Genomic DNA, 10,499 nt, shown 5'->3' on the forward strand with positions numbered 1-10,499 from the left:
CATCGAGCCCGCCCTCCCCACGGTCGCGATCGGCCCCGACGACGACCTCCTGGAGAAGAACCGCGCCGCCCTGGAAGAAATCAAGGCCCGCAGCGGCCGCATCCTCGCGGTCGCCCACCAGCACCAGGAAAAGGCCGACCAGACGATCGTGGTCCCGAAGAACGAGGACGAACTGGACCCCATCCTGATGGGCATCCCGCTCCAACTCCTCGCGTATCACACGGCGTTGGCGCTCGGGCGGGACATCGACAAGCCCAGGAACCTCGCGAAGTCAGTCACGGTCGAGTAGAGGCTTTTCGCTTTTAGGGGCGCGGGGAACTGCGCGACCAGCCCCCACCGGCCGCAGAGGCCAACGAAACAGAACGGCCCCCCACGTGTGCCTCATACACGCGGGGGGCCTTCCTGTTACCGGTCAGCTGGTGGCCGTCACGCCCCGCCCAGCCGCCCGCCGAGGAAGAACCGTCGGCCAGTGAGCGAGCGCAGCCGTCGCCGAATACCAGGCAACAGCCCCCGCAGCGACACCGAACCACCCACCAACCTTGCTCAGCCCGTCGTTACCGGCGAACTGCGCGATGGCGAGAAGCACGAGGGAGACGAAGAACAACCCGTATGTCCCCTGGGTGAGTTGGTCCCCACCCGCGAGCGTCACGGAGAGGGCGACGAGAGCGAACAGGACCAGGAACAACCCCGCCGCGTTGTCCGAGGCGGAGCCCCCCGCACTCACAGCCCAGGTGAACCAGAGCGCGCCGAACGCGGTGAACGCCGTACCGGTGGCCGTGTCGCCGTCGCGGAACGCGAGCAGTCCGACGACGAAGAGGGCAACTCCGCCCACGTAGTGGGCCAGTGACACGGCGTCAGCCGTGGAGACCCCGTTGATGACATCCGTGTACCCGAGCCCGAAGGCCAACAGGGTGATTCCCAGGGCGAGTCGGCCGACGATCGAGGTGGTGCTTCCCGCAGAGACGTCATTGTCCACGGCGGGCTCCCTTCATGCATGTGCGCTTGTGCGGTGTGACCGATATATGCCCTTCACAAGGACACAAACACCTCTGCACAACAGGGAATTCGGAGCCGACCGGCCAGTTCGACCTACGAGTTGCGGGATGGCACGTCAGGGAATGACGACGACGGGCCGCTTGGCCCGCTTGGCGAGCCGCCCGGCGACGGAGCCGAAGATGCGTCCGACGATGCCGTGGGTCGAGCCCACGACGATCGCGTCCGCCTCGTACTCCCGCCCCACCTCTTCGAGTTCGTGGCAGATGTCGCCACCGCGCTCGACAAGGATCCAGGGCACTTCCGCCAAGTACTCGGCGCACGCCAGCTCCAGACCCAGCACCTCGGTGCGGTGGTCCGGCACATCGACGAAGACCGGTGGCTCGCAGCCCGCCCACACCGTGGTGGGCAGCCGGTTGGCGACGTGGACGATGACGAGACCCGAGCCCGAGCGATGGGCCATGCCGATCGCGTAGGCGAGGGCACGCTCACTGGACGTGGAGCCGTCGAAGCCGACGACCACTCCGTGCTTGAAGGCTGGATCGCAGGAATGACGTGGCTGTTCCGCCGCCAGGGGCTCGGCCGCCGTGGGATCGGCGACGGGGCGCTTGCGGTCCGCTGGTTCGAAAGATTCGTGACCGGCCATGGGTGTCTCGGCTTTTTGATCCTCTTGGGAGGGGACAACAGGATGCGGCGGAGCTGTGTCCGGGAATCATCTTCCCAACCCCATACCCCCAAGGGTACGGCGGCACTCCTCCTTAGCCCATATCCCGCACATGCTCCGGCGGAGTTCCCCGGAGCATGCACGAGGGGGCGCCCGTAACGCAATGGTTGCTGCCCCGTACAGGCGGTTTGCACAGGATTCACTTGTCCGCGCCGGCCCATGTCCCTCCATGGACCGCCATGGACTGCCCTACAGTGACCGACGCATCGAACACGCGTTGAACCCGGCGAGCCGCCGCCCCAGGGAGCACGCCATGTCCGGACACCGCACGACCTCCGAGGCACACCCCAGCCACGACACCGCCACCGACGTGGTCCGCTGGGCGGTCTTCAGCTGTGTCCTCGTCCCCCTGGTCCTCCTCTGGTACGGCACCTCTCTGGCCGGCGCGACCGGTACGGCCCTGGGTCTCGCGGCCGTCACAGCCGCCTGCCGGGTGCTGCTGCGCCGTTCCGAACAGGGAGCGGCCCGGCTGCTGACCGAGGAGCAGGCACCGCCACTGGCCGAAGAACACTCCTCGCACCGCGGCCACCGTCACCGGGCCGCGGCGGGGGCGCACAGGGGCGGGCGGCACGCCGGGGGAAGTGCACCGGTCGACTGACCGGTTTCCGCGCACGCGCCCGACGCTTTTCAGCCAACTTCCGGCCACCGCGCATCTGTTGTCCGAACCACCCCCCAACCCCCGTTCCACCTGCACCGAAAGGGTCTGGGGGGCCTTGCCCACCCTACGGGGATTGGCCACTACGACGAGGCGCACTTCCCTGCACGGCCCACGAGTGCAACGCTTCGTGATCGAATGCTTCACGCCAAGTTGCCATGTCGACAATGTGCCGGTTGCCGAACTGGTCACCCCGGCACCACTGGACACAGTAGATTCGATCTTGACGTCTTACGGCGGGGGACTCGTGCAGGACCGAGGGGAAACGTGCAGGAGCGACACAACCGAGGAGCCGCGACCACCGAGGGGGGCTTAGCAGTATGAGCCACGACTCCACTGCCGCGCCGGAAGCCGCGGCCCGGAAACTTTCCGGGCGACGCCGCAAGGAGATCGTCGCGGTGCTGCTGTTCAGCGGCGGCCCCATCTTCGAGAGTTCCATACCGCTGTCGGTGTTCGGAATCGACCGGCAGGACGCCGGAGTTCCGCGCTACCGCCTTCTTGTGTGCGGTGGCGAAGAAGGGCCGCTGCGCACGACCGGCGGGCTGGAACTCACCACACCGCACGGCCTGGAGGCGATCTCACGGGCGGGCACCGTCGTCGTGCCGGCCTGGCGGTCGATCACCTCGCCGCCACCGGAGGAGGCACTCGACGCCATCCGCCGGGCGCACGAAGAAGGGGCCCGCATCGTCGGCCTGTGCACCGGCGCCTTCGTGCTGGCCGCGGCGGGTCTGCTGGACGGCCGTCCCGCGACCACCCACTGGATGTACGCGCCGACGCTGGCCAAGCGCTATCCGTCGGTGCACGTCGATCCGAGGGAACTCTTCGTCGACGACGGAGACGTGCTCACGTCCGCCGGTACGGCGGCCGGAATCGACCTCTGTCTCCACATCGTGCGGACGGACCACGGCAACGAGGCGGCCGGCGCGCTCGCCCGGCGCCTGGTGGTCCCCCCGCGCCGAAGCGGCGGTCAGGAGCGCTACCTCGATCGGTCTTTACCAGAGGAGATCGGCGCCGACCCGCTCGCGGAGGTCGTCGCCTGGGCGCTGGAGCATCTCCACGAACAGTTCGACGTGGAGACGCTGGCGGCACGCGCGTACATGAGCAGGCGTACGTTCGACCGCCGCTTCCGCTCGCTCACCGGGAGTGCTCCCCTGCAGTGGCTGATCACGCAGCGGGTGCTCCAGGCGCAGCGTCTGCTGGAGACGTCGGACTACTCGGTGGACGAGGTCGCGGGCCGCTGCGGCTTCCGCTCGCCGGTGGCTCTGCGTGGCCACTTCCGGCGCCAGCTGGGCTCGTCGCCCGCCGCCTACCGGGCCGCGTACCGCGCCCGCAGGCCCCAGGGCGACAAGCAGGTGGACGGCGACGGCGCTCCCGGCCAGCCCGGCGGTCCGGCGTCCCTGGGTCCGGCCGGGCTGCCGCCCGCGCTGCACCCGGACGGCCCGGTCCCGATGCAGACCCGTCGTACGGCGGCGAGCGCGCTGTCGGCGACGGCGTCCGCGTCGGCCTCCACCGCGGAGAACGGCCGTGAGGCGTACGCCACAAGCCGGGCCGCGAGTCTGCCCGGCCAGCGGAGCGCGACGTAGCAACCGCACGCCCCCGGGGGTCTCTCGCAGGAGATCTCCGGGGGTTTCCGCACGCCCCCGCACCACAAGGTCACCGCACGATCGGCTCAGCTGAGCGGCGCGCACCTTAAGGTTAGACACATGAACGATCGCATGGTGTGGATCGACTGCGAGATGACCGGCCTCTCGCTGTCAGACGACGCTCTCATCGAGGTGGCCGCCCTCGTCACCGACTCCGAGCTGAACGTGCTCGGCGAAGGGGTGGACATCGTCATTCGCCCGCCGGACCAGGCGCTGGAGACGATGCCGGACGTAGTACGCCAGATGCACACCGCATCCGGCCTGCTCGACGAGTTGGCCGGCGGTACGACCATGGCCGACGCCGAGGAGCTGGTCCTGGCGTACATCCGGGAGCACGTCAAGGAGCCGGGCAAGGCCCCGCTGTGCGGCAACTCGGTCGGCACCGACCGCGGTTTCCTGCTCCGTGACATGCCGACGCTGGAGGAGTACCTCCACTACCGCATCGTGGACGTCTCCTCGGTGAAGGAGCTGGCCCGCCGCTGGTACCCGCGGGCGTACTTCAACAGCCCCGAGAAGAAGGGCAACCACCGCGCCCTCGCCGACATCCGCGAATCCATCGCCGAGCTGCGCTACTACCGCGAGGCGATCTTCGTCCCGCAGCCCGGACCCGACTCGGAGACGGCCCGCACGATCGCCGCGAAGCACGTCCTGCCCACCTCGTAAAAGGCGTGCGCGAGCACCCCTTCAGACCCTGTACACTTTTTCTCGGCCGGTCGGAAACTTACAGAGTGAACGACCGGGCATGGTGGGTGTAGCTCAGCTGGTAGAGCACCTGGTTGTGGTCCAGGAAGTCGCGGGTTCAAGTCCCGTCACTCACCCTGAGTAATCAGCCGGTGACTTCGGAAACGAGGTCACCGGCTGATTCGTTTTCTCCGCAGATCAGGTGGCGGCGCGCCACGCGTCCGTGAACTCCCGTACGCCGCCGAACCGTTCGGCGGGATCGGCACGGGTAGCCCTTTCCAGTACGGCGAGTTGACCCGCCGTACCCCGCCAGGCCCGCTCACCGTCCCCCGCGTCGAGGAGGAGCCGAGCGGTACGGCCGAGGGCGTAGACCGTCGTACGGATGTCGATGCGGGCGCCGTGGTGCCACTCCTCGGGCGCCATGAACCGGGCGGAGCCCGGGAGCCGGTCGCCTTGGAGGACGAAGGGGCCGGGGCGGTACTCGTCGAGGTCGATGAGATGGAGGACGTCGCCTCCGAAGTCGTAGAGGAACGCCCCGTCGTACAGATCGACCGCCACCATCCCCGCGGCCTCCACCGCGAGGTGCGCGTCCAGCACGCGGTCGACCGCGCGGAGGACGGAGGCGAGGGGCAGGGCCCGGAAGCGGGCGCGGGCGGGCCCGTAGAGGGACTCCCCGTGCCGCCAGGGCATGACGACCGCCGTACGCCCGCTGTCCGCCACGGCGATCCGGTGCAGCTGCGGGACGATCGCCGGGTGCCGTACGGCCCGGTGGAAGGCCCAGGCGCCGTCAAGTGAGGCCTGGGCGGCGGCAGTTGTCGCCTCCTTCACGAACCAGCGTTCCCCGTCCGGGAGTTGAACGCCATAGGAGACGCACCCGGAGTCCTGCTCACGGAAGGCGCGGAAGACCCTGCCCACGGTGCGGAGGTAGGGCTCGATCGTGGGGATCTCGTCGACGGCCAGGAGGGAGTGGTGGGGGCGGATGGTCATGGGAACCAGCCTGGACCGTGAACGGCCGGTCGGGGAGAGAAAACCCCTTGTGCGCCCCCGTTACGACGACGCCCGTATCACCAACTCTGTTGCCAGTACGGCATGTTGTCGCTCCGGGCCCCGGGGTGTCGTCGGCCGCCGGTCCGCGATTTCCGCCAGGAGCAGGTCGATCATCGCTCGGCCCATCCCCTCGATCGGCTGGCGGACGCTGGTGAGGGGCGGGTCCATGTGGCGGGCGATGGCCGAGTCGTCGTAGCCGACGAGGGCGATGTCGTCCGGGATGCGCAGGCCCTCCTCGCGGAGTACCTGGCGGGCGCCGGCCGCCATGACGTCCGAGCCGGCGAAGACCGCGTCCACGTCGGGGCGGCGGGCCAGCAACTCCTTCATCGCCCGGCGGCCGCCCTCCTCCGTGAAGTCGCCCGGCTGGATGAGGTGTTGGTCCAGTTCGTGGCCCGCGTCGAGGAGCGCCTCGCGGTAGCCGTCGACGCGGCGCTGGGCGCCGTAGACGTCGAGGCGGCCGGTGATGTGGGCGATGCGGGTGCGGCCGCGGGAGAGGAGGTGTTCGACGGCGGAGCGGGCGCCGCCGTAGTTGTCCGAGTCGACCGAGGTCAGGGGCTCGGCGGCCGACCGGGGGCCGCTGATCACCGCCGGGATCTCCAGCGCGGCCAGCAGGTCCGGCAGCGGGTCGTCCGCGTGGACCGAGACGAGCAGGACGCCGTCCACGCGGTGTGCGGCCAGGTACTGGGCGAGGCGCTGTCGCTCCCGGTCGCTGCCCGCGAAGATGAGCAGCAACTGCATCTCCGTGTCCGACAGCTGGGTGCCGACGCCCTTGAGCATGTCCGAGAAGTACGGTTCCGCGAAGAAGCGGGTCTCCGGCTCGGGGACGACGAGGGCGATCGCGTCCGTGCGGTTGGCGGCCAGCGCCCGGGCCGCCGTGTTCGGGACGTACTCAAGCTCCGCGACCGCCGCCTCGACGGCGGCGCGGGTCGCGTCGCTGACTCTGGGCGAGCCGTTGATCACCCGGGAGACCGTGCCGCGGCCCACTCCGGCACGGGCGGCGACCTCCTCCAGGGTCGGCCGCCTGCCGCCCCGGTTCCGCCCACCGCTGACCGCCATGGTCGCCGCCTTCCGTTCGCAGCTTTCAGGCCAGGAATGTAACAGCCGAGGCCCGAACGCCCCGCCCTCCATCGTCCCTCGTCGACCGGGGTCCCCGCCCGCCGGGACTCAGCCGTCCTCACCGGCCGGCGGCAGGGCGTTCCCCCGGATCACCCCGGCGTACCAGTGGGCGCTCGCCTTGGGGATGCGGCGCTGCGTGGAGTAGTCGACGTAGACGGCGCCGAAGCGCTTCGAATAGCCGTAGGACCATTCGAAGTTGTCGAGCAGCGACCACAGGAAGTAGCCGCGCACGTCGGCTCCGTCGGCGACGGCCCGGCGGACGGCGTCGAGGTGGGCGTGCAGGTAGGCGATCCGCTGCGGGTCGTTCACCACGCCCTCGGGGGAGACGTAGTCGTCGAACGCGGCGCCGTTCTCCGTGACCATCAGCGGCAGCCCGGGGTGCGAGGCGGCGAGGTCGGTCAGGAGGGTGTGCAGGCCGCTGGGGTCGATCGCCCAGTTCATCGCCGTGAGGTGGTCGTTGGCGAGGTGGAAGTCCACGTTCTCGGAGCCGGTCCACGGTGTGTGGTCGCTCGCGCCGTGGCCGTCGTTCTTGGTGGTGCCGTCGCCGGAGCCGGCCGAGACGACGGTCGGCGCGTAGTAGTTGACGCCGAGCACGTCGATGGGCCGGGAGATCTCGGCCAGGTCGCCGTCGCGCACCAGCTCCGCCCAGTCGACGAGGTGCGCGGTGTCGGCGAGCAGGTCCTCGGGGTAGGCGCCGTCGAGCAGGGGGCCGGTGAAGATCCGGTTGCCGACCGCGTCGATACGGCGTGCGGCCTCCGCGTCCTCGGGGCTGCCGCTGAGCGGGCGTACCTGGTGCAGGTTGAGGGTGATGGAGGTCTGCGCGGAGGCCGGCAGGACCTCGCGCAGCGCCCCGACCGCCTGGCCGTGCCCCAGGTTGAGGTGGTGCGCGGCGCGGAGCGTGGCCGCCGGGTCGGTGCGGCCGGGGGCGTGCACTCCGGAGCCGTAGCCCAGGAACGCACTGCACCAGGGTTCGTTGAGGGTGGTCCACAGGCCGATGCGGTCTCCGAGGGCCCGGCCCATGATCCCGGCGTAGTCGGCGAAGCGGTGCGCGGTGTCGCGCTGCGGCCAGCCGCCCGCGTCCTCCAGCTCCTGCGGCAGGTCCCAGTGGTAGAGGGTGGCGACGGGGGTGATGCCAGCCGCGAGGAGTTCGTCGGCGAGCCGGCGGTAGAAGTCGAGACCGCGCTCCACGGCGGGTCCGCGGCCGGTGGGCTGGACCCGGGACCAGGAGATGGAGAACCGGTACGCCTTCAGGCCGAGGTCCTTCATCAGCGCCACGTCGTCGCGGTACCGGTGGTAGTGGTCGGCGGCTATGTCACCGGTGTCGCCGTTGCGCACCTTCCCCGGCGTGTGGCTGAAGGTGTCCCAGATGGAGGGGGTCCGGCCGTCCTCCGCCGCGGCGCCCTCCACCTGGTAGGCGGCGGTGGCGGCACCCCAGACGAAGCCCGGGGGGAAGGAGGTGACGGACGCCGGCGCGGCCTTGGTCTCGTGTCGTACGGCGGTCATGTGAGCGCTCCCGAAGTGGAGTGAGTAAAAGCCGGACGGTGATCCGGCGGTGAGGGGGGAAGCGGACGGGGCACGACGACGGGCGCCCGGCCGGGTACGGCCCGCGTGCTGAGCGGGCCGTACGGGACGGTGAACTGGGCTTGCGCGGGCGGCAGTCGGCGGCCCGGGGTCAGCCCTTGACGGCGCCCGCCATGATGCCTCCGATGATCTGCTTGCCGAAGATCACGAACACCAGCAGCAGCGGCAGGGTGCTGATCAGCGCGCCGGCCATGACGATGCTCTGGTCGGGGGTGTAGGAGGCGCTGAGCTGGCCGAGCGCCACCTGGATGGTGGGGTTGTCCTGGTTCAGGGCGAGGAAGGGCCAGAAGAAGTCGTTCCACGCCTGCACGAAGGTGAGCATCCCTAGCACCATCATCGCGGGCCTGGCCGCGGGCAGGACCACGTTCCAGACGATGCGGATGTTGGTCGCCCCGTCCACCTTGGCCGCCTCGATGAGCTCGTAGGGCAGGGCCTCCAGCAGGTACTGGCGCATGAAGAAGACGCCGAAGGCACCGACGAGGGTCGGGAAGATCACCGACTCCAGTTTTCCGCCCCATCCGATGTCCGCCATCATCATGAACAGCGGTACGACGCTGAGTTGGGGCGGAATCGTCAGGGTCGCGATGACCGCGGTCATCAGGGCGCCCCGGCCGCGGAAGCGCATCTTGGCGAAGGCGTAACCGGCGAGGGTGCAGAAGAAGAGCGTGGCCGCGGTGATGGAGCCGGCCACGACGACGGTGTTGACGATGGCCTTCCCCAGGTGGGCCTGTTCCCAGGCCGTCTGGAGGTTGCTCCACAGCCGGCCGCCCGGCACGAGCGGCGGCGGGCTGTCGAGGACCCGCTGCTGGTCGTGCGAGGCGGCCACCAGCGTCCAGTACAGCGGGAAGATCGAGAGCAGGCCTACGACGGTCAGGGTGGCGTAGGTGAAAGGGCCGCCCTTGAGCTGCTGGCCGGCGCCGATCTTGAAGCGGCTGCGGCCCTTGCCCGGGGTGACGGGAGGCGGTGCCGGGTCGAGATCCGGCGCGGTCGTGGTGGGGCTGGTCGTGGTCATCGATATCGCTCCCGTCAGGCCGCGCTGCTGCGCACGAACCGGCCGACGATCCAGTTGATCAGGGCAATGAGCAGGAGCAGGACGAGCATGGCCCAGGCCACGGCCGCGGCCGGCCCCAAGTGACCCAGCTTCCAGCCGTAGTTGAAGAGATAGATGCTGAGCGTCTCGTACTGGTGCTCGCTGCCTCCGGTGGAGCCGAGCGTGCCGCCCTGCAGCAGCAGCGGCTCACCGAACAGCTGCATGGAACCGATGGTCGAGATGACGATGGTGAACAGGATCGTCGGCCGCAGCGAGGGAATGGTCACCTTGCGGAACTGCTGCCAGCGCGTCGCTCCGTCGATCGAGGCGGCTTCGTACAGGTCGGCCGGCACGGCCTGCATGGCCGCCAGGTAGATCAGGGTGTTGTAGCCGGTCCAGCGCCAGATCACGATGACCGAGATGGCGATCTTGGACGTCCACTCCCCGTTGCCCCAGTCGGTGTTGCCGATGCCGACGAAGTGCAGCACCCAGTTGAGCAGCCCTCCGTCGGCCCGGAAGACCAGGGCGAAGACGAGGGCGGCGGTCGCCACCGAGGTGGCGTACGGGGTGAGGATCACCGTCCGCCAGACCGTGCTGGCGCGCAGCTTGTAGTTGAGCAGGTGGGCCAGCCCCAGGGCCATCAGGAGCTGCGGGACGGTCGAGATGACGCCGATGACGAAGGTGTTGGTGACGGCGGTCCAGAACTCGGAGTCCTGGAGGATCGTGGCGAAGTTGTGCCAGCCGACCCACTCGGACTGGTTCAGGCTCGTCATCTCCACCCGGTGCAGGGCTATCCAGCCCGTGTACAGCATCGGGTAGAGGCCGAAGGCACCGAAGATGAGGAAGAAGGGGGCGATGTACGCGTACGGCGACGCCTTGTCGTCGAGGCGCCACAGGCGGGTACGCCAGGCGCTGGGTTCTTTCGACACGGCGCCGACCCCGCCGGGTGGCGGGGTGGGGGCACCCCGTGTGGGGGTTGTGGTTGCCACGGAGGGAGTCCTTCCCTGGATCTCGGCCGGGTACGGGCAG

Annotated in this window: 10 protein-coding genes, 1 tRNA gene and 1 pseudogene; 5 read left to right on the forward strand and 7 right to left on the reverse strand. The window is 69.6% G+C overall.

Translation table 11 applies throughout. The annotated features are described in order from the left end of the window. A pseudogene (locus AC31A1_RS37595) lies at positions 1 to 289 on the forward strand (glutamine--fructose-6-phosphate transaminase (isomerizing)); the annotation flags it as partial. A 123-nt stretch (positions 290 to 412) separates the two neighbouring features. On the opposite strand, the gene AC31A1_RS37600 reads toward AC31A1_RS37595, so the two are convergent. After that, positions 413 to 976: a GPR1/FUN34/YaaH family transporter gene (locus tag AC31A1_RS37600; protein WP_489657597.1), complete on the reverse strand. Its 564-nt coding sequence runs from the start codon at positions 974 to 976 to the stop codon at positions 413 to 415. A 135-nt stretch (positions 977 to 1,111) separates the two neighbouring features. Beyond that, positions 1,112 to 1,639: a universal stress protein gene (locus AC31A1_RS37605; protein ID WP_200677450.1), complete on the reverse strand. Its 528-nt coding sequence runs from the start codon at positions 1,637 to 1,639 to the stop codon at positions 1,112 to 1,114. Positions 1,640 to 1,970: 331 nt separating this feature from the next. Here AC31A1_RS37605 and AC31A1_RS37610 point away from each other — a divergent pair, with 331 nt between their 5' ends. The 4 genes from AC31A1_RS37610 to AC31A1_RS37625 all read left to right on the forward strand — a co-directional run bounded on the left by AC31A1_RS37610 (position 1,971) and on the right by AC31A1_RS37625 (position 4,833). Next, entirely contained in the window at positions 1,971 to 2,315 is a 345-nt protein-coding gene (locus AC31A1_RS37610) for a hypothetical protein (RefSeq protein WP_489657598.1), read from the forward strand. 377 nt (positions 2,316 to 2,692) lie between these two features. Further along, entirely contained in the window at positions 2,693 to 3,955 is a 1,263-nt protein-coding gene (locus AC31A1_RS37615; RefSeq protein ID WP_489657599.1) for a GlxA family transcriptional regulator, read from the forward strand. A 120-nt stretch (positions 3,956 to 4,075) separates the two neighbouring features. After that, the gene (gene orn / locus AC31A1_RS37620; RefSeq protein WP_489657600.1) at positions 4,076 to 4,678 is read left to right on the forward strand and encodes an oligoribonuclease; all 603 of its coding nucleotides are present in this window, start codon (positions 4,076 to 4,078) and stop codon (positions 4,676 to 4,678) included. An 82-nt stretch (positions 4,679 to 4,760) separates the two neighbouring features. Beyond that, a tRNA-His gene (locus AC31A1_RS37625) sits at positions 4,761 to 4,833 on the forward strand. Positions 4,834 to 4,894: 61 nt separating this feature from the next. On the opposite strand, the gene AC31A1_RS37630 is transcribed toward AC31A1_RS37625, so the two are convergent. The 5 genes from AC31A1_RS37630 to AC31A1_RS37650 form a co-directional block, all read right to left on the reverse strand. After that, the gene (locus tag AC31A1_RS37630; RefSeq protein ID WP_489657601.1) at positions 4,895 to 5,683 is read right to left on the reverse strand and encodes a serine/threonine-protein kinase; all 789 of its coding nucleotides are present in this window, start codon (positions 5,681 to 5,683) and stop codon (positions 4,895 to 4,897) included. A gap of 60 nt (positions 5,684 to 5,743) precedes the next feature. Next, complete coding sequence (locus tag AC31A1_RS37635) at positions 5,744 to 6,799, reverse strand: LacI family DNA-binding transcriptional regulator (protein ID WP_489657602.1); 1,056 nt, start codon at positions 6,797 to 6,799, stop codon at positions 5,744 to 5,746. 108 nt (positions 6,800 to 6,907) lie between these two features. After that, a complete protein-coding gene (locus AC31A1_RS37640; RefSeq protein ID WP_489657603.1) occupies positions 6,908 to 8,362 on the reverse strand; it encodes a GH1 family beta-glucosidase in 1,455 nt (484 codons plus the stop codon). A 169-nt stretch (positions 8,363 to 8,531) separates the two neighbouring features. Continuing rightward, positions 8,532 to 9,452 carry a carbohydrate ABC transporter permease gene (locus tag AC31A1_RS37645; RefSeq protein ID WP_489657604.1) on the reverse strand — a complete coding sequence of 307 codons (921 nt, stop codon included), beginning with the start codon at positions 9,450 to 9,452 and terminating at the stop codon, positions 8,532 to 8,534. Between the two features lie 14 nt (positions 9,453 to 9,466). Beyond that, positions 9,467 to 10,459: a carbohydrate ABC transporter permease gene (locus AC31A1_RS37650; RefSeq protein WP_489657605.1), complete on the reverse strand. Its 993-nt coding sequence runs from the start codon at positions 10,457 to 10,459 to the stop codon at positions 9,467 to 9,469. Between the last annotated feature and the right edge of the window lie 40 nt (positions 10,460 to 10,499).

Source organism: Streptomyces sp. P5F9 (assembly GCF_057961495.1).

Coding starts and splice junctions, on each gene's coding strand:
- AC31A1_RS37605 (WP_200677450.1), bottom strand. CDS start 1,639: ATGGCCGGTCACGAATCTTTCGAACCAGCGGACCGCAAGCGCCCCGTC.
- AC31A1_RS37610 (WP_489657598.1), top strand. CDS start 1,971: ATGTCCGGACACCGCACGACCTCCGAGGCACACCCCAGCCACGACACC.
- AC31A1_RS37615 (WP_489657599.1), top strand. CDS start 2,693: ATGAGCCACGACTCCACTGCCGCGCCGGAAGCCGCGGCCCGGAAACTT.
- orn (WP_489657600.1), top strand. CDS start 4,076: ATGAACGATCGCATGGTGTGGATCGACTGCGAGATGACCGGCCTCTCG.
- AC31A1_RS37630 (WP_489657601.1), bottom strand. CDS start 5,683: ATGACCATCCGCCCCCACCACTCCCTCCTGGCCGTCGACGAGATCCCC.
- AC31A1_RS37635 (WP_489657602.1), bottom strand. CDS start 6,799: ATGGCGGTCAGCGGTGGGCGGAACCGGGGCGGCAGGCGGCCGACCCTG.
- AC31A1_RS37640 (WP_489657603.1), bottom strand. CDS start 8,362: ATGACCGCCGTACGACACGAGACCAAGGCCGCGCCGGCGTCCGTCACC.
- AC31A1_RS37645 (WP_489657604.1), bottom strand. CDS start 9,452: ATGACCACGACCAGCCCCACCACGACCGCGCCGGATCTCGACCCGGCA.